The sequence below is a fragment of the Tessaracoccus sp. MC1627 genome (assembly GCF_014164725.1).
Taxonomy (GTDB): domain Bacteria; phylum Actinomycetota; class Actinomycetes; order Propionibacteriales; family Propionibacteriaceae; genus Arachnia.
The window spans coordinates 106,312-127,864 of sequence record NZ_JACJGA010000003.1 but is presented as its reverse complement, the minus strand read 5'-3'; the positions used below and the strand labels follow the sequence as shown (position 1 = coordinate 127,864).

At 71.7% G+C, this 21,553-nt stretch carries 18 protein-coding genes; 4 read left to right on the top strand and 14 right to left on the bottom strand.

Annotated features, from left to right (window positions below; translation table 11 throughout):
• Window positions 1-39 precede the first annotated feature (39 nt).
• The 12 genes from H5399_RS08480 to mraZ form a co-directional block, all read right to left on the bottom strand.
• On the bottom strand, window positions 40-768 hold the full coding sequence (locus H5399_RS08480) for an FtsQ-type POTRA domain-containing protein (RefSeq protein WP_182782611.1): 729 nt from the start codon (window positions 766-768) through the stop codon (window positions 40-42).
• Window positions 765-2,216: a UDP-N-acetylmuramate--L-alanine ligase gene (gene murC / locus H5399_RS08475; protein WP_182782610.1), complete on the bottom strand. Its 1,452-nt coding sequence runs from the start codon at window positions 2,214-2,216 to the stop codon at window positions 765-767. Before murC ends, H5399_RS08480 begins: the two co-directional genes overlap by 4 nt.
• The gene (gene murG, locus H5399_RS08470) at window positions 2,217-3,308 is read right to left on the bottom strand and encodes an undecaprenyldiphospho-muramoylpentapeptide beta-N-acetylglucosaminyltransferase (RefSeq protein ID WP_182782609.1); all 1,092 of its coding nucleotides are present in this window, start codon (window positions 3,306-3,308) and stop codon (window positions 2,217-2,219) included. It lies immediately after the preceding gene.
• Window position 3,309: 1 nt separating this feature from the next.
• Window positions 3,310-4,542 (bottom strand): putative lipid II flippase FtsW, encoded by a 1,233-nt coding sequence (gene ftsW / locus H5399_RS08465; RefSeq protein ID WP_182782608.1) that lies wholly within the window; start codon window positions 4,540-4,542, stop codon window positions 3,310-3,312.
• A 16-nt stretch (window positions 4,543-4,558) separates the two neighbouring features.
• Complete coding sequence (gene murD, locus H5399_RS08460) at window positions 4,559-6,028, bottom strand: UDP-N-acetylmuramoyl-L-alanine--D-glutamate ligase (protein ID WP_182782607.1); 1,470 nt, start codon at window positions 6,026-6,028, stop codon at window positions 4,559-4,561.
• The gene (gene mraY, locus H5399_RS08455) at window positions 6,010-7,080 is read right to left on the bottom strand and encodes a phospho-N-acetylmuramoyl-pentapeptide-transferase (RefSeq protein ID WP_182782606.1); all 1,071 of its coding nucleotides are present in this window, start codon (window positions 7,078-7,080) and stop codon (window positions 6,010-6,012) included. The genes murD and mraY overlap by 19 nt, the downstream gene beginning before the upstream one ends.
• Window positions 7,077-8,510 (bottom strand): UDP-N-acetylmuramoyl-tripeptide--D-alanyl-D-alanine ligase, encoded by a 1,434-nt coding sequence (gene murF / locus H5399_RS08450; RefSeq protein ID WP_182782605.1) that lies wholly within the window; start codon window positions 8,508-8,510, stop codon window positions 7,077-7,079. Before murF ends, mraY begins: the two co-directional genes overlap by 4 nt.
• On the bottom strand, window positions 8,488-10,044 hold the full coding sequence (locus H5399_RS08445) for a UDP-N-acetylmuramoyl-L-alanyl-D-glutamate--2,6-diaminopimelate ligase (RefSeq protein WP_182782604.1): 1,557 nt from the start codon (window positions 10,042-10,044) through the stop codon (window positions 8,488-8,490). Before H5399_RS08445 ends, murF begins: the two co-directional genes overlap by 23 nt.
• Window positions 10,044-11,801: a penicillin-binding protein 2 gene (locus tag H5399_RS08440; RefSeq protein WP_182782636.1), complete on the bottom strand. Its 1,758-nt coding sequence runs from the start codon at window positions 11,799-11,801 to the stop codon at window positions 10,044-10,046. Before H5399_RS08440 ends, H5399_RS08445 begins: the two co-directional genes overlap by 1 nt.
• A gap of 283 nt (window positions 11,802-12,084) precedes the next feature.
• On the bottom strand, window positions 12,085-12,594 hold the full coding sequence (locus H5399_RS08435) for a hypothetical protein (RefSeq protein ID WP_182782603.1): 510 nt from the start codon (window positions 12,592-12,594) through the stop codon (window positions 12,085-12,087).
• Window positions 12,591-13,553, bottom strand: coding sequence for a 16S rRNA (cytosine(1402)-N(4))-methyltransferase RsmH (rsmH, locus tag H5399_RS08430; protein WP_182782602.1), 963 nt, complete (start codon window positions 13,551-13,553; stop codon window positions 12,591-12,593). The genes H5399_RS08435 and rsmH overlap by 4 nt, the downstream gene beginning before the upstream one ends.
• Before the next feature lie 132 nt (window positions 13,554-13,685).
• Entirely contained in the window at window positions 13,686-14,120 is a 435-nt protein-coding gene (gene mraZ, locus H5399_RS08425) for a division/cell wall cluster transcriptional repressor MraZ (RefSeq protein WP_182782601.1), read from the bottom strand.
• Between the two features lie 233 nt (window positions 14,121-14,353).
• Here mraZ and H5399_RS08420 point away from each other — a divergent pair, with 233 nt between their 5' ends.
• From H5399_RS08420 to H5399_RS08405, 4 genes are all read left to right on the top strand, one after another.
• Entirely contained in the window at window positions 14,354-15,253 is a 900-nt protein-coding gene (locus H5399_RS08420; protein WP_182782635.1) for a MoxR family ATPase, read from the top strand.
• A gap of 4 nt (window positions 15,254-15,257) precedes the next feature.
• Window positions 15,258-16,484, top strand: coding sequence for a DUF58 domain-containing protein (locus H5399_RS08415; protein ID WP_182782600.1), 1,227 nt, complete (start codon window positions 15,258-15,260; stop codon window positions 16,482-16,484).
• On the top strand, window positions 16,481-18,634 hold the full coding sequence (locus H5399_RS08410) for a transglutaminase domain-containing protein (RefSeq protein ID WP_182782599.1): 2,154 nt from the start codon (window positions 16,481-16,483) through the stop codon (window positions 18,632-18,634). The genes H5399_RS08415 and H5399_RS08410 overlap by 4 nt, the downstream gene beginning before the upstream one ends.
• Window positions 18,635-19,176: 542 nt before the next feature.
• Complete coding sequence (locus H5399_RS08405; RefSeq protein ID WP_182782598.1) at window positions 19,177-19,572, top strand: DUF3040 domain-containing protein; 396 nt, start codon at window positions 19,177-19,179, stop codon at window positions 19,570-19,572.
• Between the two features lie 6 nt (window positions 19,573-19,578).
• Here the strand turns inward: H5399_RS08405 and H5399_RS08400 are convergent, their stop codons facing one another.
• Both H5399_RS08400 and dinB read right to left on the bottom strand, forming a co-directional pair.
• Entirely contained in the window at window positions 19,579-20,316 is a 738-nt protein-coding gene (locus tag H5399_RS08400; RefSeq protein WP_182782597.1) for a gamma-glutamyl-gamma-aminobutyrate hydrolase family protein, read from the bottom strand.
• Window positions 20,317-20,353: 37 nt separating this feature from the next.
• Window positions 20,354-21,553, bottom strand: coding sequence for a DNA polymerase IV (gene dinB / locus H5399_RS08395; RefSeq protein WP_182782596.1), 1,200 nt, complete (start codon window positions 21,551-21,553; stop codon window positions 20,354-20,356).

Below are 21,553 nucleotides of genomic sequence, written 5' to 3'. Positions count from 1 at the left end.
TTGCATCGTGACGCACCATAACAGGCGGGGTGGGTCACTTCACTTGGTGGTGGGGTGGCGGGGGGCCGAAACGTCGTAGACCTCCGCCTCCACCGACGCCAGCAGCGCCGCAGCCACCTCCGCCTTGAGCTCGGACTCCTCCGCGCTCCCCCACACCAGCGTCCGTCCCCCGTCGAGGGTGAGCGTGATCCGGTCCACCGCCTCCGCCGTCATCCTGCGCACCTCGGGCAGCAGGTCGTCGGGCACGTGCGCCGCGACGACCGCGACATCGCGCAGGAGCCGTTCGTCGGTGCTGCTGCTGGTGACCTGGATGGTGCCCGGGCGCGGATCCGCGGTGCGGTGGAACACCACGCCGTCGGCATCCACCCAGTCCCACTCGCCCTCCCGCCTCCGCTGGAACGCGACCTCCCGCTCGGTCACCTCCACTGCGACAGTGTTGGGCACCCGCCGCGACACCCGCACCTCGCGCACCGGCGTCAACGCCCGGACCCGCTCGGTGATGGCGGCCACGTCCTGGCGCATCAGCGGCACCCCCAGCTCGACGCCGGCGGCCGCAGTCACCTCGTCGACGGTGAGCAGCGAGGTGCCCTCGACGACGACGGCGCGGGCCTCGAACACCGGTGAGAAGAACGCCAGCCATCCGCCCGCGATCAGCAGGACCACCGCCGCAGCCAGCGAGCCGCGGATGATCCAGCGACGGCGCCGCTCGGAGGTCCGCTTCTCCTGCAGCGCCTTGGCGAACTCCCCTGGCGGCAGGGCCTCCGTCACGACGTCCGGGCGTCCGGCCGCTGCTTCAACAGGTCCGCGAGCAGGGGGCCGACGATGGTCACGTCGCCGCAGCCGAGCGTGATGATGAGGTCTCCGGGGCGGGCGATCTCGTCGAGGGCGGCGGGGAGGTCGTACTTCTCCTTCACGTAGACCACGTCCTTGGCGCCGTGCCGGATGGCGGCGTCCACCACGAGTTCGCCGGTGACGCCGGGGACGGGATCCTCGCGGGCGCCGTCGACGTCGTTGATCACGGCGACATCCGCCAGCGTCATCACCTGCCCGAATTCGTCGGAGAAGTCCACGGTGCGGCTGTAGAGGTGCGGCTGGAAGCAGGCGATGAGGCGGCCCTGAAGCCCGGTTGCCTCGTTGCCGGCGGCGGTGGCGCGGCGGGCGGCCGTCAGCGCGGCGCGGATCTCGGTGGGGTGGTGCGCGTAGTCGTCGTAGACGCGGATCCCGGCCGTGTCCGTGATGAGCTGGAAACGGCGCAGCGTCCCCTCGAAGCGGCCGAGCGAATCGATGGCCTCCTGGTGGCTGAGCCCCAGGATGCGGCCCACCGCGTACGCGGCCGACGCGTTGGCCAGGTTGTGGTTGCCCGGCACCTGCAGCACGATCCGGCCGGCCTCCTCGCCGTAGGTGAGGGTGGCCGCGACACCGTTGCCGTGGGCCACCACGTCGGTGATCCGCACGTCCGCGTCCGCGGACTCGCCGTAGGCGATGATGTGCTTGGCCTCGCCGATCAGGTCGTGGGCCAGCGCCCGGGAGCCCGGATCGTCGACGTTGATCACCACGTGCTGGACGTGCGGGCGGGTGGCGTAGGCGCGGAAGCCGTCCGCGTAGGCCTCGGGGGTGCCCCAGTTGATGAGGTGGTCCGCCTCCACGTTGGTGATGACGGCGATCTCGGTGGGGTACTGCAGGAAGGACGCGTCCGACTCGTCGGCCTCGACGACGAACGCCGGCCCCGATCCGATGGCGGAGCTGGCGCCGGTGGTGGACAGCGGCGCGCCGATCACGTAACTGGGGTCCCGCCCGGCCTCGCTCAGCATGACGGCCGTCATGGCCGTGGTGGTGGATTTGCCGTGGGTGCCGGAGACGGAGACGCCGCGCCTGCCCTGCATGAGGGCGGCGAGCGCCGCGGAGCGGTGCCAGATCCGCAGTCCCCGCCGTCGGGCCTCCACCAGCTCGACGTTGTCCGGCCGGATGGCCGAGGAGATGACGACGGTGCGGGCGTCTCCGAGCTGCGACGCGTCGTGGCCCACGTAGGTGGTGACGCCGGCGCGGGCCAGGCTCCGCAGCGCCGTCGAATCCGAACGGTCAGACCCGGAGGTCTTGATCCCCAGCTCGGCGTAGAGGCGGGCGACGCCGCTCATGCCTGATCCGCCGGCGGCGATGAAGTGGACGGGGCCGACCTGATCGACCGGGACGACCTCAACGGGATTGAGGAGCATCACTCACACCTTTCCGTCTGAGGCCACCGCGAGGACGGCCTCTGCAAGCACATCGGCGGCGTCCGACGGGTACATCCCGCGGCACGCCTCTGACATGGCGACCAGCCGCCCGGGATCCCCGAACGTGTCCAGCACCAGCGCGGTCAGTCTACTCGGCGTCAACTCGTCGTCCGACACGAGGAAACCGGCCCCCGCCGCGACGAGCTCGGCGGCGTTGCGCGCCTGCTCACCGTTGCCGTAGGGCAGCGGGACGAAGATCACCGGCACCCCGGAGACCGCGGTCTCCATCACGGTGCCCGCCCCGGCCCGGCCCAGCATGAGGTCCGCGGCGGCGTAGGCCAGGGCCATGTCATCGACGAACTCGACCGGGAGGTAGACCGCGCCGGAGGCGCCGTGGACTGGCACCAGGTCCGGGGTGAAGTTCTTCGGCCCCAGCACGTGCAGGATCTGGATGCCGGCGGCGAGGATGGCGTCCCTGGCCTCGGTCACCGCGACATTGATGCTCCGCGCACCCTGCGACCCCCCGCTGACGAGCAGGGTGGGGCGGTCCGGGTCCAGCCCGAACGACACCCTCGCCTCCGCCGGGGCGACGGTGGGCTGGGTGATGGAGCGGCGCATCGGCATCCCGATCAGGCGCGCGCCCTTCATGGTCGTCTCCCGGAAGGTGGTGCCCACGAAGCGGGCGAACCGGGCGCCGATCCGGTTCGAGATGCCCGGCAGCTTGTTCGCCTCGTGCACCACCACCGGCACGCCCGACAGGCGGGCGGCGAGGTAGGCCGGGATGGAGACGTAGCCGCCGAAGCCCACCAGCACGTCGGCGCGCGCGTCGGTGAGGATGCGGCGGGCCTGCCGCACGGACCGGGTGAGGGTGACGGGCAGCTTGAGCAGGTCCAGGTTGACGGTGCGCGGCAGCGGGACCGGGTCGATCAGGCGCAGCTCGAGCCCGGCCTCCGGGATGACCCGGGTCTCGAGCCCCTTCGCGGTGCCGACGCAGACGATCGACACCTCCGCCCGCTCCTTGATGGCGTTGGCCGTGGCGATCAGCGGCGAGGTGTGCCCCGCCGTCCCGCCGCCGGCCATGACGATGCTGGGCATCTCAATCCTCCTTGGTGGCAGCCATGACGCTGGTCATCCGGGGCCGCGCCTTCCTGGAACGGGAGGCGATGAACGCCCGCGCGTCCGGTGTGTCGCGGGCGAGCGCCAGCAACACCCCGACCGCCATCAGGCTGGAGAGCAGCGCGGATCCGCCGTAGGAGACGAACGGCAGCGGCACGCCGAGGACGGGAAGCAGGTGCAGCACGACGAAGATGTTGATCACGGCCTGCACGAGGAACCAGCCGGTGATACCCGCGGCCACCACCTTGTTGAACATGGCATCCGAGCGGATGGCCACCTCCAGGCCGGCCCAGCCGAGCAGCGCGAACAGGGCGATGATGAGCAGCACCCCGAACAGGCCAAGCTCCTCACCGATCACCGCGAAGATGTAGTCGGTGTGGGCGCCGGTCTTCAGGCCACCCCACTTCTGCTTGCTGGCCCCCAGCCCCAGCCCCCACCATCCGCCGGAGGCCAGCCCGTACAGAGCCGCCATGGGCTGGGAGGAGAGGTCCGTATTGGACTCGGGGTTGAGGAAGATGCTGATCCGGTCCATGCGGTTGCCGGAGCCGTAGACCAGCAGGCCGACGAGGCCGAGCGCCAGGGCGCCGAGCGGCACGAGCACTCGCATCGAGGTGCCGACGAAGAAGAGCACCATCACGAGGATGGCGCCGATGATCAGGCCGGTGCCGAGGTCCCGGCCCGCCAGCACGAGCGCGAGGATCAGGCCGCCGAGGGGCACCAGGGGGATGGCCAGCTGGGCGGGCTCGTGCAGCCGGCCACGCTTGATGTGAAACACCGCCCCGCACCACACCACCAGGGCGAGTTTGGCGAACTCGGAGGGCTGGAACTGGAATCGCCCGAAGGCCAGCCAGTTTCGGTTGCCGTTGATCTCGGCGCCCATCACCACCACCAGGATCAGCAGCACCACGGCGAGCGTCCAGGCCGGCCAGGCCAGCCGTCGGAGGTAGTCGGGCTTGAGCCTGCTGAGCACCACCGCGGCGGCCACGCCGACGACGAGGAACTGCAGCTGCCGGATGATGAAGTAGTAGGGGCCGTCCTCGGTGGCCTGGGCCAGCACGGAGGAGGCCGAGAGCACCATGAGGGAGCCGACGAGCACGAGGACGGTGACGCTGGCCACGATGAAGTAGAAGGGTGCCATCGGGGAGGCCGCCAGGGCCTTGGCCTCGGACCAGAGGCTGACCGGCCGGGCGGGAGACGCTGCGTCGGACGCCATCAGGTGCTCTCCTCCCCTACCCGGCCAGGTACCGCTGGACCGCCTCGGCGAACTTCTCGCCTCGTGCTGAATAACTGTCGAACATGTCGAGGCTGGCGCAGCCCGGGGACAGGAGGACGGTGTCCCCCGGCCGGGCCATGGCGCCCGCCAGGGCCACCACCTCGTCCATCACCCCAGTCTCAGTGCTGTCCAGCACCCGCACGGGGACCTCCGGCGCGTGTCGGGCAAGCGCGTCGGCGATGAGGTGCCGGTCCACGCCGATGACCACGGCGCCGCGCATCTTGTCGTGGTGGCGGGCGATCAGGTCGTCGAACGTGGTGCCCTTGGCCTGGCCGCCCGCGATCCACACGAACGAGGGGAAGGCCTGCATGGCGGAGTTGGCGGCGTGGGGGTTGGTTGCCTTCGAGTCGTCCACCCAGCGGACCCCGCCGTCGTCGGCGATCTGCTGGATCCGGTGCCCGCCTAGCTGAAGTCGCTTCAGGCCGGCGGCCACGGAGGTGGCCTTGACCCCGTAGCTGCGCGCCAGCGCGGCCGCGGCGAGCGCGTTGGCCACGTTGTGGGGGGCGTAAGGCTGGACATCCGAGACCTTGGCCAGCTCCAGGGCCGAGTCGCGGCGCTGAGCCACGAACGCGCGGTCCACGATGAGGTCGTCGACGATCCCGAGCATCGAGACCGCGGGGGTGCCGAGCGTGAAGCCGATCGCGCGGGCGCCCTCCACCACGTCGGCGTTCTCCACCATGGTCTCGGTGGCTTCCTCGGCCACGTTGTAGACGCAGGAGTGGGTGACACCGGAGTAGATCTTGGCCTTGTCCGCGGCGTAGAGCGCCATGGCCTCCGGGTCGCCCTCGTACCACTCGAGGTGGTCCGGGTGGAGGTTGAGCACCGCGGCCGAGTGCAGGTTCACGTTGTTCATCCAGTGCAGCTGGAAGCTGGACAGCTCGACGGCGAACACGTCGTAGTCGGTGTCGTCCAGGATGGCCTCGATGATGGGCCGGCCGATGTTGCCCACCGCGGCGGCCTTCCTCCCGTCGGCGATCAGCATGGATTCCAGCATCTGGGTGGTGGTGGTCTTGCCGTTGGTGCCGGTGATGCCGAGCCACGGGATGGCCCGGTCCGGCTGCATTATCCGCCAGGCCAGCTCGGTCTCGCCCCAGATCGGGATCCCCTCGGCGGCCGCCTGCCGCAGCAGCGGCGCGCTGGGCCGCCAGCCCGGGGAGGTGACCACCAGGTCCGTGCCCGGCGGCAGCTGCGCGGTGGCGCCGGGGCCCAGCACCACCGTCGCGTCGAGGTGCTCCAGCAGCGTGGCCTTGTCCGCGTGCGCCGTCGACTCGTCCAGCACGATCACCTTCGCGCCCAGCGAGATCAGGCCGTCCGCGGCGGCGAAGCCGGAGACGCCCAGCCCGGCCACGACCACCTGCGCGGAGGGCCAGTCCGAGAGCCGGGTGGCCTCGGTCATCCAGTGCTTCGTCACTGACCCACCACCCATTCGGCGTAGAAGATGCCCACGCCCAGCGCCACGCAGAGCCCGCCGATGATCCAGAACCTGATCACGACGGTGACCTCATCCCAGCCGAGCAGCTCGAAGTGGTGGTGGATGGGGGACATCTTGAAGATGCGCTTGCCCTTGGTGGCCTTGAAGTAGCTGACCTGCAGCGCCACCGATCCCACCTCGATCACGAACAGCAGGCCGAGGATGACCAGCAGCAGCTCGGTGCGGGTCATCATCGACAGGCCGGCCAGCGCGGCGCCGATGGCCATCGAGCCGGTGTCGCCCATGAAGATCTTGGCCGGCTTGGCGTTCCACCAGAGGAACCCGAAGCAGGCGCCGGCGAAGGCCACCGCCACGACGGCCAGGTCGTGCGGGTCGCGGACCTCGTAGCAGCGGGGCCCGGCGGTGGAGGTGCGGGCGCACCACTGGTTGAACTGCCAGATGTTGACGATGGTGTAGGCCGCGAACACCAGCGTGGCGCTGCCGGCGGCCAGCCCGTCGAGGCCGTCGGTGATGTTGACGGCGTTGGACCAGGCCATGATGAGGAAGATGATGAACGCCACCGCCACCACCAGCGGCAGTGTGAGCCATGGGACGTCGCGGAGGAACGAGATCGCGGGCGACGCGGGCGTCAGGCCCCGCTCGTCGGGGAAGTTCAGGGCGAGCAGCGCGAAGACGCCGCCGATGAGGAACTGGCCGAGCAGCTTCCCGCGCGGGGTGAGGCCGAGGCTGCGTTCCTTGGAGATCTTGGACCAGTCGTCGAGGAAGCCGAGGAAGCCCATGCCGACGGCGAGGCCGAGCACCAGGATCCCGGACAGGCTGGGCGCCTGCCAGCGCACCAGGTGGGACAGCGCGTAGGCCAGCACCGCGGAGCCGATGATGATCAGGCCGCCCATGGTGGGGGTGCCGCGCTTGACGTAGTGGGCCGTGGGCCCGTCCTCGCGGATGAACTGGCCGTACTGGCGGCGGGTGAGGAACTTGATCAGCATGGGGGTGCCCACCATGGCGAACAGCAGGGACAAAGCCCCCGCTGTGAGGATGTTGATCACTTGACGCCTCCGTTTCCGTCAGCCAGTTCGGCCGCGACGGTTTCCAGTCCGACGCCGCGGGACCCCTTGATGAGCACCACGTCGCCGGGGCCAAGGCTAAGGGAACCGGCCACGTTTTCCCGATCCGAGACCCGTGCCGGTAGCCCCTCGGCGGCGGCGCCGGCCACGACATACCCGGCCAGGTCCCCCACCGCGACCACCTCGGAGATGCCGAGATCGGCGGCGAGCCGGCCGAGTTCCTCGTGCAGCTGCGGCGCGAGGGGCCCCAGCTCCAGCATGTCGCCGAGGACGGCGATCACGCGCGCATCGGGATGCTCGGCGCGGGTGCCCTGGCGCAGCTCGACGGCGGTGCTGAGGGCCACTGCCATCGAGTCCGGGTTGGCGTTGTAGGCGTCGTTGAGGATCAGGACGCCGTCGGCGCGCGGGTGCAGCTCCATCCGCCAGTTGGAGCGGGGCGCCGCGCCGGACAGCGCGGCGGCGATCAGCTCGAGGTCCAGCCCGACGGCGAGGGCGGCCGCCGCGGCGGCCAGTGCGTTGCCCACCTGGTGGCGCCCGATCACCCGCAGGGTCACCGGCGCGGCGCGCTCGCCCGAGCCGTCGTCGGCCACCAGCTCGAAGCCGGCCTGGCTGAGGGCGTTGAGGGAGACGTCACGTGCCGTGACGCGCAACTGCCCGGCGGGGAGCTCCCCCTCGCCGAACCAGGCGATCCTGGCGCGGGTCCGGTCGCGCATCGCGGCCACGGCCGGGTCGTCGGCGTTGAGGACGGCCCAGCCGTCCTCGGCGAGGTCCGCGACGATCTCTGACTTCGCCTGCGCGGTGGCCTCCAGGCCGCCGAACTCCCCGACGTGGGCGCGGCCCACGTTGAGGCAGACGCCCACGTCCAGCCCCACCAGCGAGGTCAGCCACGCGATGTGCCCCACCCCGCGGGCGCCGAGCTCGGAGACCAGGTAGGCGGTGTCGTCGCCGACGCGGCAGGCGGTCAGCGGGACCCCCACCTCGTTGTTCTGCGAGCCGACGGGGGCGACGGTGGGGCCGGCGGCCTCGAACACCTGCGCCATGAGGTCCTTGGTGCTGGTCTTGCCGGAGCTGCCGGTGACGCCGATGCTGACCATGCCGCGGGCGCGGGCCTCGCGGACGATGCCGCGGGCCAGCCAGCTGAGCGCGGCCACGGAGTCCTCGGCCAGGATGTGCGGGACGGGCGCCTCGGTGACCGTCATGCCCAGCACGCCCCCTGCGCCTGACCGGGCGGCGGCCGCGGCGTAGGAATGGCCGTCGACGCGCTCCCCGGGGATGGCGACGAACAGGGCACCCTCGGTGGCCTCGCGGTTGTCGATCACCACGGCGGGCCCCACCACGGCGTCCTCCCCCACGAGTTCGACGGGGGCGGGCTGCATCAGGTCGACGAGTTCACTCATCAGGCGGGGCCTCATGGGTGGCTCCTTCCTGCCTCAGGCGGCGCCAGGCACGCGTCGCTTCCTCCACATCGTCGAAATCGACGACGCGGTCGGCCAGAATCTGGCCTCGTTCGTGTCCCTTGCCGAGGATGGCCACCACCGTACCGGCGTCGGCACCCCGGAGCGCTGCTTCGATGGCGGCGCGTCGGCCGGCCACCTCAAGCACGCGGGCGCCGTCGCGTCGGGCGGACTCGGCGCCTGCGAGGGTCTGGGCGCGGATGAGGGCGGGGTCCTCGGTGCGCGGGTTGTCGTCTGTGACGATGGTGAGGTCGCTGCCGCGCGCGGCCGCGGCGCCCATCTCCGGCCGCTTGTCCGCGTCGCGGTCCCCGCCGCAGCCGAGCACCGTGACCACCCGCCCCAGGCCGGCCAGGGACTCGACGGCGGCGCCCACGGCCTGCGGCGTGTGCGCGAAGTCCACCACCACCAGCGGAGCGTGCGGCCCCAGGTCCACGCGCTGCATCCGCCCCGGCACCTGGGCGCGGCGCAGCCCGGCCAGGGCGGCGTCGGCGGGGACCCCCACCGCCTCGAGCATCGCGAACGCCACCGCGGCATCGATCATGTTGTAGGCCCCGGGGAGGGTCAGTTCGAGTTCCAGCCGCTCCCCTTCCCTGGTGAGGCTCGCTCGGCCGCCCAATGGGGCGACGCCGCGGTAGTCCGAGAGCACGTAGTGGGCATCCGGGGTGCTGCCGACGGTGATGAGGCGGCTGCCGCCGTGGCTGGTCACCCTCTGGGCGATCTCGCGGCCCTTGGGATCGTCGATCCAGACCACGCTCGCCTTCGCCCGGCCGGGGGCGAACAGCGCGGCCTTGGCCTCGAAGTAGTCCTCCAGGCTGGGATGGAAGTCCAGGTGGTCGCGGCCGAGGTTGAGGAAGCCGGCCACGTCGAACTCGATCCCGTCCACGCGGCTGAGCGCCATGGCGTGGGAGCTGACCTCCAGGGCCACCGAGTCCGCTCCGCGCTGCTGCATGACCGCCAGCAGCGCCTGCAGGTCCGGCGATTCGGGGGTGGTGACCGTGGTGCGGGCGGTCCGCAGCTCCTCGTCGCCGAGCCGGAAGCCGATGGTGCCGATGGTGCCGGCCAGCCGTCCCGCTGCCGCCAGGCCCGCCTGGAGCAGCGCCACGGTGGTGGTCTTCCCGTTGGTGCCCGTGACGCCGAACATGGTCATGGCGCGGGCGGGCTCGCCGTAGAACCTGGCGGAGATCACGGCCGCTGCATGCCTGGGCTCCTCGGTGTAGAGCACGGGGACGCCCAGGGCGAGATCGCCCCCGCCCCCGTGGTCCGTGAGGATGGCGGCAGCACCGGCAGCGACCGCGGCGGCGGCGAACGCGGCCCCGTGCGTGCGGGTGCCGGGGAGTGCCACGTACAGCCAGCCGGGTTGCACGGCCCGGGAGTCAAGGGTGACCCCCGCCACCGCGACATCGCCCTGCGCGTCGCCCAGCAGGCCCAGCCCGGCGGCGAGCACCGCGAGCGGCGCCGGCGGCGTGGTCGCGGGGCGGAGCGTGTGGTTCATTACTCGAACGTTAGCGGGATCTCGGGCGCCGGCGTCGTCGACGGGGCGACGTTGTAGCGCGGGAGTGCGAGCTCGAGGATGTCGTTGACGGCCGGCAGGGCCAGGCGGCTGCCGAGGTTGCCGTTGGTGGGCTGATCCAGCACCACGTAGACCAGGATCTGGGGGTCCTCGGCGGGTGCGACGCCCACGAAGCTGGCGGTGAAGCCGTTGTAGCACTTGCAGGAGGGGTCGAAGCGCTGGGCGGTGCCGGACTTGCCTGCGGTGCGGTAGCCGGGGATGGCACGGTTTTCGTTGAGGGTGATGACCGATTCCATCATCTCCAGTGCGGTGTCCGCGGCCTCCTCGGAGACCACGCGGCGCGTGACGGGCTCGGGCAGCTCGACGGGGGTGCCGTCGGCCTGCGTGCCGGACTTGAGGATGGTGGGCTGGACGTAGACGCCGCCGTTGGCGACGGTGTTGACGGCCGCGGCCATCTGGATGGCGTTGACCGACAGGGCCTGGCCGAAGGAGATCTGGTCCCTGGTGTAGTCCGCCATGTCGGCGCCCGGCAGGCTGCCGGAGGTCTCGCCGGGGAGGCCGACGCCGGACTTGGTGCCGAGGCCGAATCCGGCGAGGTACTCGGCCAGCGTGGCCTTCTCCATCTGCCGGGCCAGCAGGATGGTGCCGATGTTGGAGGACTGCGCCACCACGCCGGCGCCGGTGAGCTTGATGCGGCCGTGATCGAAGGAGTCGCGCACGTAGCCGGCGCCCGAGGCGATCCGCTCCGGCACGACCACCTTGGTGGTGGGCGTGACCAGGCCCTGGTCAGCCAGGGCGGCCATCGTCAGGACCTTCTGCACCGATCCGGGCTCGTAGGCCTCCGTGACGGCGCGGTTGCCCAGGTCGGAGGTGTCCGCGCGCCCGGGATTGGCGGCGTCGTAGCCGGGTCCGTTGGCCAGCGAGAGGATCTCGCCGGTCTTGACGTTCATCACCAAGGCCTTGCCGGTGGTGGCGCCCGCCTGCTTCACGTACTCGGCCAGGATCTGCTCGGTCATCCAGTTGAGGTCCGAGTCCAGCGTCGTCTGGTAGGAGTTGCCGTCGACGGCCGGGGTCATGATGTTGGTGCCCAGCGGGATGCGTCCGTAGGTGGACCAGTCGTAGACCATGCTGCCGGCGGTGCCGTTGAGGTCCGCGTTGAGCGCGTACTCAAGCCCGGCGGCGCCCTCGCCCTCACCGTTGACGAAGCCCACCACGTTGGCGGCCACCGAGCGGTTCGGGTAGACGCGGATGGGGTCCGGGTCACCGAAGACGCCCTTCCAGGGGCGGCTGCCGTCGCCGCCGAAGCCTTCCTTCATGTCCTTCTGGATGGCGGTGTAGGTTGCGGCCGGCACCTTCCGCTTCACGATCTCGTAGAGCGAGTCCGGCGTGTTGATCAGCTTGAGGTAGGTGGACTTCTGCCCGCCGAGGTGCTCGACGAGGATGTCGGCCACTGCGCTGGGCGCGGCGGCGGCCTCCTCCTGTTTCTTGGCGCTCATCGCGTAGCGCTTGTCCGCGCCGTTGGTGCGGATCATGTCCGGGTCGATCGAGACGATCATGGCGGGCTCGGTGGCCGCCATCACCGCCCCGTTGCGGTCGGTGATGGTGCCGCGGGTGGCGGGCAGGTCCCTGGTGGACTTCATCTTGGCAGCCGCCTCCGCCGCGAACGCCTGGGCGTCGATCCCCTGCAGCTGGACGGCGCGCACGCCGGCGATCCCGAGCAGGACCGCGAGCGTCACCATGAACACGCGGATCCGGACGCTGGTGCGTCCCACCGGGAGCCGCAGGGTCTTGCGGTAGCGCCGAGCCTCGGCCCGACGGCTGGGCGCGCCCGGGCGCGACGACGAGGCTCGCTTGGCAGACGACCTGCCGGCGGGCTTGGCTGCCGGTCGCGCGGCGGAGCGCTGGGTCGGGTCGCCGGAGGGCTTCCTGCCGCCAGCGGCGGCGCCCTTCTGGGGGCGCGCGGACGATGACGCACGAGTCCCGTTGGTGGCCCGCGGCCGCCCTTTGCGTTCCGCCATGGCCTTACTCCCCCGTCGTTCCGGCCGCGACGAGATCGTCGGGCAGCTCTACCACCGGTGCCTCCGGCCTCGGCGTGGTGACTGGGGCCGCCGTCGAGGGCGCCTCTGAGCGGCGGCCGCGCAGGTAGGGCAGCTCGTCTCCGGTGACGGCCGTCGGCACGCCGGTGACCGTGTGATCCGCCAGGTGGATGAACGCCGGGTACGGGTTGGGAACCATGCCGAGCTGGGAGGCCCGCAGCGCCAACGCGTTGGCGCTGGAGACGTTCTGGAGCTGGGAGGTGAGGGCGGCCTGGGTGTAGCCGAGCTCGGTGGCCTCCCTGCGGAGGCCGGCCAGCTCGCGGGACTGGGCGCCCACGGAGGTGGTGACCACCATCACCAGGCCCAGGCCGGCGGCGATCAACAGGACCACGATGACGGCGAAGCCGAGGGGGGAGACGGTGCCGCCGGGCATCCTGACGACGCGCAGGCGTGGGGCGGGCGGGCTCCCGGCGGCGGTGATCGGCTGGGCGCTCATGCGGTGGCCTCCCTGATTCGTGTCGCTGCCCTGAGCCGCGCGGAGGCGGCCCGGGGGTTGCTGGCGGTCTCGTGCTCGCTGGGCCGCTCGGCGCCGCGGGTCAGCAGCATCAACTCGGCCTTGAGGTACTCGGGGACGACGGGGAGGTCGCGGGGTGCGCGGTCCGCGGACTTCGCGGCCAGGGTGCGCTTGACCAGGCGGTCCTCCAGCGAGTGGTAGCTGAGCACCGCGATCCGGCCGCCCACGGCCAGGGCGTCGACGGCCGCCGGCAGGACCCCCTCGAGGGCGGCCAGCTCCCGGTTGACCTCGATCCGCAGCGCCTGGAAGGTGCGCTTGGCGGGATGGCCGCCGGTGTGGCGGGCGGCGGCGGGGATGGCCGCCGAGATGGTCTCCACCAGGCGCCCCGAGCTGGTGAACGGGGCGCGCTGCCGCTCGTCGACGACGGCGCGGGCGATGCGGTCCGCGAACCGCTCCTCGCCGTACCACTTGAGGATCCGCGACAGTTCACGGGCCGGGTAGGTGTTGAGCACGTCGGCGGCGGTGGGGCCCTCCGTCGGGTTCATCCTCATGTCCAGGGGCGCGTCGACGCGGTAGGCGAAGCCGCGCTCCAGGCGGTCGATCTGGAGCGAGGAGAGGCCGAGGTCCAGCAGGATGGCGTCCACCTTCGCGACGCCGAGCTCCTCCAGCACCTCGGGGAGCTCGTCGTAGACGGCGTGCACGAGGGTGGCCCGCTCGGCCAGCGGGCCCAGGCGGTCGCGGGCGACGGCGTGGGCGTCGGGGTCCCGGTCGATGCCGATCAGGCGGGCCTCCGGGCAGGCCTCCAGCACGGCGATCGCGTGGCCGGCGAGGCCGAGGGTGCCGTCGACGTAGACCGATCCCGGGCGCTGCAGGGCCGGGCGCAGGAGTTCGACGATGCGGTCTTTCATGACCGGTTCGTGAACGTCCGCGTAGCCCTGCATGTGTTTCGACCCTTGTCTTCTGATGGAAATTCGTCCGTCTCGTGCGCCCCACCCGGAGGTTCCCTTCCGGAGTGGACCTGACATCGGGGAAGTGAGGTCAGGGCCGCCGGCCGGGAGCCACCGGGTGGGCCGTCAGAGCCTGTGGAAGGCGCTGAGTTCGTCGTCCATGCCGGCGAAACCCTCTTCGCTGGCCGCCGAGTAGGTCTGCCAGGTCTCGGCGTCCCAGATCTCGGCGCGGTTCATCGCTCCGATCACCACGACGTCGCGATCCAGGCCGGCGTAGTCGCGCAGGATCTGGGGGATGGTCACCCGCCCTTGCCGGTCCGGAACTTCGAAGCTGGCGCCCGCCGTCATCATGCGCTGATAGTCGCGGACCTGCTTCACGGTGCTCGGGGCGCTCATGGCCTCTGCCATCAGCGCCTCGAACGTGTCCTTGGGGTAGACGGCCAACGCCCGCTCCTGGGTGCGGGTGACCACCAGTCCGGCCTCCAAGGCGTCGCGGAACCTGGCGGGCAGGATGAGGCGCCCCTTCTCGTCCAACTTGGGTGTGTAGGTCCCCAGAAACATCGGTGTGCGCCCCCCTTCGCTCCACTAGCCATCCACTTCGCTCCATTTCGCCCCACCGTACCCCACTTCCCCCCACAAGGGCACCACTTTGTGGCGTGTTGGCTGGTCGTTGCCGCTGGCAACTACGCTGGAACCGCCGTCCCGGCCCGCCACCAGAAGGAGTCCCGGTGAACCAGCCCGTCACCCCCTCGCTCGCCGAGGTCTCCAAGCTCGCCCGCGACATCGCCGCAGAGATGGGCCGGGTGATCGAGGGCAAGCCGCATCAGATCCGGATGGCCGTGGCGGTGCTGCTCGCGGAGGGCCACCTGCTCATCGAGGACGTCCCCGGGGTGGGGAAGACTGTGCTGGCGAAATCGCTGGGCCGCGCCATCTCCGGCAACGTCAAGCGCATCCAGTTCACGCCTGACCTGCTGCCCAGCGACGTGACCGGCGTGTCGGTGTTCAACCAGGCCACGCGCGAGTTCGAGTTCAAGCCGGGCGGCATCTTCGCCCACATCGTGCTGGGCGACGAGATCAACCGCGCCTCCCCCAAGACGCAGTCCGCGCTGCTGGAGGCCATGGCCGAGGGCCAGGTGTCCGCGGACGGGCACACGTATCAACTGAGCGAGCCCTTCATGGTGATCGCCACCCAGAACCCCATCGAGATGGAGGGCACCTATCCCCTCCCCGAGGCGCAGCGCGACCGGTTCATGGCGCGCATCACCATGGGCTACCCGGCGCGGCAGGCCGAGGTGGCGATGCTCACCCACAACGCCGGCGGGGACCAGTTGGCCAGCATCTCGCCGGTCACCGACGCCGCCGCCATCGCCGCCGCCGTCCGCACCATCCGCAGCGTCTACGTGGCCCCGGTGATCAACGACTACATCGTCGCCATCTCCGAGGGCACCCGGCGCCACCCGGACCTCCGGCTGGGGGCCAGCCCCCGCGCGTCGCTGCACCTCATGCGGGCCTCCCGCGTGGAGGCCGCGCTGGCGGGCCGGGACTACGTGATCCCCGAGGACGTGCGCAGCCTCGCGGTGGCCGTGCTGGCGCACCGGGTGCTGCCGACGGTGGAGGCCCAGGTGTCCCGGCGGGACCCGGAGAGCATCATCGGGGCCATCGTCGACGCCACCCCCGCACCGAACCGGGGCTGAGGCGTTGCCCAAGCGGGGAACCCGGCTGACGGGCCGCGGCATCATGCTGCTGGTCCTGGGTGTCGCGGCCACCGCCGGGGCCGGCTACCTGGGCGAGCGCGACCTCATGTGGGTGGCGCTGACCCTGGCGGTGCTGCCCCTGCTCGCCGCGGGCTACCTCGTGCTGGCGCGCCCACGCGTCAGCCACCAGCGCTCGCTCACCCCGCCCACCATCCCCGTCGGCACCTCCACCCGGGTGGTGCTGCAGGTGGCCAACCAGTCGCCGGCGCAGGCCAGCGCCCTGCGCTTCCTGGACACCGCACCCGACCCGCTGGGGGGTGGGGCGGCCTTCGTGATCGCCCGCGGCTTCGGCCGGTGGCGTCAGGCCGTGGGCTACACGTTGGAGGCTGCGCTCCGGGGGCGGTTCGAGATCGGCCCGCTGCTGGGCTCCGCCGCGGACCCGTTCGGCCTCGCCCTGCGCACGTTCACGGCTGCCGGCGAGACGACCCTCCTGCGGGTCACGCCTCGGGTGTGGCCGCTCGGCGAGCTCACCGGCGGGGCGGGGCTGGGCGCGGCGGGCGACGCGACCCCGCAGCGGATCGGGCAGGCCGGTCAGGACGACGTGCTGGTGCGCGAGCACCGCCACGGCGACGACATGCGTCGGGTGCACTGGAAGATGAGCGCCAAGCAGGGCGACCTCATGGTCCGGCTCGAGGAGCATCCGTGGGACCCGTCGAGCACGCTCATCGTGGACAACAGGCTCGACGCGCACCTCGGCGAGGGCCCCACGGGCAGCCTCGAGTGGGCGGTCTCCGCCGTCACCTCGATCGCGGCGCTGCTGGTGGAGGGCCGCTACCGGCTGTCCGTGGTGGCGCCGTCGGGGACGGTGTTCGAGTCTGGCCACGCCGTCGGGCACGGGGCGCGGCACGCGATGGTGGAGGCCATGACGGACCTGGCGCCGTCGGAGGAGACGTGGCTGGGGCGCGCCGTCACGGACACCGAGGCGCTCACCTCGGCGTCCTCGATCGTCGCGGCGACGGGGCTGCTGCGGGCGGCGGACGCGGCGGCGCTGGTGGCCGCCGGGGGGCGGGCGCGGAGCCTGGTGGCGCTGGTGCCGGACGCGCGCGCCTGGGGGGCCGCCGACGACGAGCACGACGACGCCTGCAGGCTGCTGCGCAACCACGGCTGGACCATCGAGGCCTACGCGCCGGGTGAGCCGATGCCCCAGGTCTGGAAGCGGGTGTCGCGGTGAGGTTCAGCTACCACCCGTGGACGAGCCTCGTGGCCGCGGTCGCGCTGTGGCTCGGGCTGCTGCCGCTCTCGACGATGGTGCAGGGCGCGGGCTACCTCGTCGAGTCCGCCGTCGTGCTGGGGATCGTCGGTGTCACCGGGGCCGCGCTCGCCGCGCTCCGCCTGCCACGGATGCTGGTGCTGATGCTCCAGATCCTGGCGGGCGGCGCCTACGTGGTGTGGCGGGCGACGTCGCTGGCCGGCGCGGGCATCACGGATCCGCTGGGCTCGATGCAGGCGCTGGTCGCCGAGGGCGTGGTGACCATCCGCACCGGGGCGGCGCCCGTGGAGCCCTCCCCTGGTCTGATGTGGCTCATCGTGGCGCTCACCGGGCTACTGATCCTGGTGGTGGAGCTGCTGGTCAACGTCCTGGAGCAGCCGGCGTGGTCCATCGCGCCGGTGGCGCTGGTGTACGGCATCGCGTCCATCGCGGTCATCGACGAGCTGTCGTTCGTGTTCGTGCTGCCCGTGGTGGTGGGCTACCTGGCGCTGCTCGTTAGCGCCACGGGGCTGGCCGACGAGGTCACCGGCAAGGCGTCGCGCGTCGGCGCCTACCTTCTGTCGCGGGCGCAGGTGGCGGTGGCGTTCGGGGCGGTCGCGGTGGCCCTGGCGCTCGTGCTCGCCCCGCTGGTGCCGCTCGGGCAGAAGCAGCCCTGGAACAGCGACGGCCCGGACGGCCCCATCCAGCTCAGCGACCCCACCGTCCGCCTGGAGCAGGACCTCAAGCGGCCCGCGGACACCCGCATCCTCACGTATCGCACCTCCAACGACGAGAGCGTCTACATGCGCACCGTCGCGCTGCCGGAGCTCACCACCGCAGGGGCGCGCCTGCTCCCCATGCGCCTCTCGCGGATCGGGCTGGCGGGCGCCCACACGTTCCCCGGCGAACGCGTGGAGATCGACGTGGCCATGGCCGGCGTGCCGTCGGAGTACCTGCCCGCCCCGTTCGCGGCCGAGTCCATCGACGCCGACGGCAGCTGGAGCTTCGACCCGGACACGATGAGCATCGTGGCCTCCGGCCCGGACCGCCTGGAACAGACGATCGACCTCAACTACTCCGTGGTCTCCACCCTGCCGTCCCCGTCGCGGGAGGACATCGAGGCGGCCGAGGCAGGCGGCGGCGTCAACGCCGTCACTGTCGCGGTGCCTGAGGGGCTCGCCCCCGTGGTCACGGACCTGACCGCCGACGTGGTCTCGGAGGCCGCCACCGCCGGCCAGAAGGCGCTGGCGATCCAGGAGTTCCTCCGCTCGGACGCCTTCACCTACTCGCTCGAGGCCCCGCCGTCGACCGGCTCCGACGCCATCAGCGCCTTCCTCCTCGAGGAGCGTGCAGGCTACTGCATCCACTTCGCCGCGGCCATGATCACCATGTCCCGCCTCGAGGGGATCCCCGCGCGGATGGCCGTCGGGTTCGCCCCCGGCGAGCGCCTCGAGGACGGCACCTTCGAGGTCACCGCGCACGACGCCCACGCCTGGCCGGAGCTCTTCCTCGACGGGCTCGGCTGGGTGCCGTTCGAGCCCACCCCCGCGTTCGACGGCCCTCCCGAGTACACCGATCCGGCCACGCAGCCCTCAGTCGCACCGTCGGATTCGCCGTCACCCAGCCCGTCGACGCCCACGACCCTGCCGTCTGCGCTCCCCTCCGAGGAGCCGATGCCCACGTTCCAGCCCAGCGCCCCGGGCGGCGACGGCGACGTGGGATGGCTGGACTGGCTGCTCGCCGGGATCGCGCTGGTCGCGCTGAGCGTGCCCGCCGCGGTCCGGCGGGGGCAGCGGTGGTGGAGGCTGCGCGGCGGCCAGGAGGCGAGGGTCGCGGCCGGTTCGGCGTGGACGGAGGTGGAGGCCCTGTTCCGGGACTTCCGCCGGCCCTGGCCGGACGGCTCCCCCGGGCCGGTGTCGGAGTCCGTGGACCTTCCCCCCAACGGCGCGGCGGCGCTGCGGGAGCTCGCGCACACCGTCGAGGTGAGTAGGTTCTCGCGTGACGCGGCGGATCCTGGGCGGCTGCCCGCCCAGGTGCGCGCGGTGCGGGCCTCGCTCTGGGCGGACTCCTCGGCCATGGTGCGGGCCAGGGCGATCCTCCTGCCGGCCTCTCTCTGGCGCCTCCGCCGCTGATGAGGCTTCGCGGCACCTCTCCGCGGGCTGAGGAGCGAGGAGCGCAGCGACGAGCCTCGAAGCCTAAAATGAGTGACCTTGTCAGCTTACGTTTCTGAGGCTTCGTCGCCGCTTCGCGGCACCTCAGCCAGCGGAAAGGTCGCGCCGAGCGGAGCGCAACGACGAGTTCCGCCGCCCCGCGGGCAGAGGAGCGAGGAGCGCAGCGACGAGCCTCGAAGCCCAAAAAGAGTGACCTTGTCAGCTAACGTTTCTGAGGCTTCGAGGCCGCTTCGCGGCACCTCAGCCAGCGGAAAGGTCGCGCCGAGCGGAACGCAACGACGAGTTCCGCCGCCCCGCGGGCAGAGGAGCGAGGAGCGCAGCGACGAGCCTCGAAGCCCAAAAAGAGTGACCTTGTCAGCTAACGTTTCTGAGGCTTCGAGGCCGCTTCGCGGCACCTCAGCCAGCTGAAGGGGCGATCCTCCTGCCGGCCTCTCTCTGGCGTCGACTTCCCGCCGGTTGACCCGGCGCATAGACTGGAACGAAAGGTCGACGAGGGAGAACCAATGGCGCTTTCTGAGCAGGAACGAAAGCTGCTGGAGCAGCTTGAAGCGTCCCTCATGGCCGAGGACCCCAAGCTCGCTGACACGCTGAGCGGGTCGTCGACCATCCGCATTCACCGCCGCAGGGCGGCCATCGCCGGCGTGGGGTTCATCGCCGGCGTCGTGGTGTTGTTGGTGGGGGTCCAGGTGCACCCCGCGGTGAGCGTGCTCGGCTTCCTGCTCATGCTCGGCGCGGCGCTGATCGGCATCAACTCGTGGCGCAGGGTGGGTGACGAGGGCGCCCAGCCCAGCAGGCGCGGGCCCAGCGCGCCGCGGCCCTCGCCGTCGACCAACCCATCGCAGGACTTCATGGACAAGCTTGAGGAGCGGTGGCGCCGTCGCCAACAGGGCGACCTCTGATCCTCCTCAGGCGCTGGCGCGGGGTGCCTCGGTGCTGCGGATGTGCGCGGCCAGCCAGCCCAGCAGACCGGTGAGCTGATCCGGCTCCGCCCCCTCGTCCTCCGGGTGCCATTGCACCGCCAGGACGGGGCGGTCCGGGTCCTCGATCCCCTCGATCACGCCGTCGTGCGTGGCCCACGCCGTGGGCCTCAGGCCCTCGCCCAGTCGTTCGACGCCCTGATGGTGCGAGCTGCGCACCGTCAACCGCTCAGCTGGGAGCGCGTCCGCCAACCGCGACCCGGCCTCCACGTCGACGAGGTGGTCCAACATGCCGCGCTGGCCGCCGGGGAGCCGGTGGGTCTGGGCGGTGAACAGGTCCGGAGACAGGTTCCCCCCGTAGGCCACGTTGATCAACTGCATCCCGCGGCAGATCCCCAGCAGCGGACGGCGGTCCGCGCGGCAGGCCTGCACCACGGCGATCGAGCGGCGGTCCGCGGTGCCCAGGTGGTCCCCGGACCCGGGATACTCGTTCCTGCCCTTGTAGACGCGCGGGTCCACATCGTGCCCGCCGAGCAGCACCACCGCGTCCGCGGCAGCGAGCGCCGCGTGCCACACGTGATCCCCGCAGTCCTGCATGCCGATGAGGGTGGTGGTCCAGCCGGCCTCGCGGGCGAGGGCCACAGTCCGGTCCGCCAGCGCCACCAGGAGCTCACCGAAGTGGCCGGGCTGATAGCGGGAGGCGGGCGCGATGACAAGGAGTTTCATCTCCCCCATGCTGCTGGGGGACCGTTGCGAATGTGTATCAGGCATGGATCAGGTGTGGATCAGTTCGCTCATCCCTTCGGCGGGTGAGGGTGGCCCGCCGCACGGCGTGCGGGCCGAACCGCAGCACCGCCTTGTCGATGGCCTGCTCCGCCTCCGTCCATCCGCGGGCCGGCTCGTCCAGCGCGGGCTGCTCGTAGGTGCCGGCCTTCGGCACCAGCTTCTCCATCCGCACCCCCACCCTGCGGATCCGGGCGCGCTGCAGGTTGAGCTTGGTGAACAGCCGCATCGCCTCGGCGTAGATGTCGTTGGTGCGGTCCGTGGGGGCGGAGATCGTGCCGGTGCGCGTGATGGTGGTGAAGTCCGCGAACCGCACCGACAGCGTCACCGTGCGCCCCACCATGGACTGCGCCCGCATCCGCGACGCGGTGCGGTCCGCCATCCGCAGGATCTCCGTGGCCACCACGCCCGCGTCGTCGGTGTCCTGCGGGAACGTCTCCTGCGAGCCGACGCTGTGCTCGGCGGGCTCTCGGGCCAGGACGGAGCGGTCGTCGCGGCCCCAGGCAAGGTCCAGCAGGAGCGCGCCCTGCCCGTCGCCGAGCGCCCGCTGCAGGGTGGAACGGGGGGTGTTGGCGATGTCGCGGACGGTGCTGAGGCCCAGCCGGTGCAGCCGCGCCGCCGTCGCCTCCCCCACCCCCCAGATGGCCTCCACCGGCAGCGGGTGCAGGAATGCGATCACCTCCTCGGGGCGGACCCGCACCAGGCCGTCCGGCTTGGCGGCCTTCGACGCCAGCTTGGCGATGAACTTGCTGGGGCCGATGCCCATGGAGCAGGGCACCCCCTGCTCGTCCATCACCTGGGCGCGGAGCGTCTCCCCGATGGCAACCGGGTCCCCGCCGAGGCGGCGCAGCGCCGTGGTGAGGTCGATGAACGCCTCGTCGATGGAGGCCATCTCCACCCGGTCCGTCACCGTGTCGAAGATCTCGCGGATGCCGTCGGAGACCGCCGTGTAGTGGTCGAAGTCCGGGTGGATCACGGCCACCTGCGGGCACAGGCGCCTGGCCCGGCTCGACGGCATGCCCGCGCCGATCCCGAACCGGCGCGCCGGGTAGTTGGCCGAGAGCACCACCCCGCGGGTGGAGCCGCCGACGAACATCGGCACCTCCCGCAGCTCCGGGTGCCGGGCCATCTCCACCGACGCGTAGAAGGCGTCCATGTCCACATGCGCGATGACTGGCAT

Bases quoted from the DNA above. Each gene is read 5' to 3' on its own strand.
- murG (WP_182782609.1), bottom strand. From the start codon at position 3,308: ATGCCCAGCATCGTCATGGCCGGCGGCGGGACGGCGGGGCACACCTCG.
- ftsW (WP_182782608.1), bottom strand. From the start codon at position 4,542: ATGGCGTCCGACGCAGCGTCTCCCGCCCGGCCGGTCAGCCTCTGGTCC.
- murD (WP_182782607.1), bottom strand. From the start codon at position 6,028: ATGGGTGGTGGGTCAGTGACGAAGCACTGGATGACCGAGGCCACCCGG.
- murF (WP_182782605.1), bottom strand. From the start codon at position 8,510: ATGAGGCCCCGCCTGATGAGTGAACTCGTCGACCTGATGCAGCCCGCC.
- H5399_RS08445 (WP_182782604.1), bottom strand. From the start codon at position 10,044: ATGAACCACACGCTCCGCCCCGCGACCACGCCGCCGGCGCCGCTCGCG.
- H5399_RS08440 (WP_182782636.1), bottom strand. From the start codon at position 11,801: ATGGTGACGCTCGCGGTCCTGCTCGGGATCGCCGGCGTGCGCGCCGTC.
- H5399_RS08435 (WP_182782603.1), bottom strand. From the start codon at position 12,594: ATGAGCGCCCAGCCGATCACCGCCGCCGGGAGCCCGCCCGCCCCACGC.
- rsmH (WP_182782602.1), bottom strand. From the start codon at position 13,553: ATGCAGGGCTACGCGGACGTTCACGAACCGGTCATGAAAGACCGCATC.
- mraZ (WP_182782601.1), bottom strand. From the start codon at position 14,120: ATGTTTCTGGGGACCTACACACCCAAGTTGGACGAGAAGGGGCGCCTC.
- H5399_RS08420 (WP_182782635.1), top strand. From the start codon at position 14,354: ATGGGCCGGGTGATCGAGGGCAAGCCGCATCAGATCCGGATGGCCGTG.
- H5399_RS08405 (WP_182782598.1), top strand. From the start codon at position 19,177: ATGGCGCTTTCTGAGCAGGAACGAAAGCTGCTGGAGCAGCTTGAAGCG.
- H5399_RS08400 (WP_182782597.1), bottom strand. From the start codon at position 20,316: ATGAAACTCCTTGTCATCGCGCCCGCCTCCCGCTATCAGCCCGGCCAC.
- dinB (WP_182782596.1), bottom strand. From the start codon at position 21,553: ATGCCAGTCATCGCGCATGTGGACATGGACGCCTTCTACGCGTCGGTG.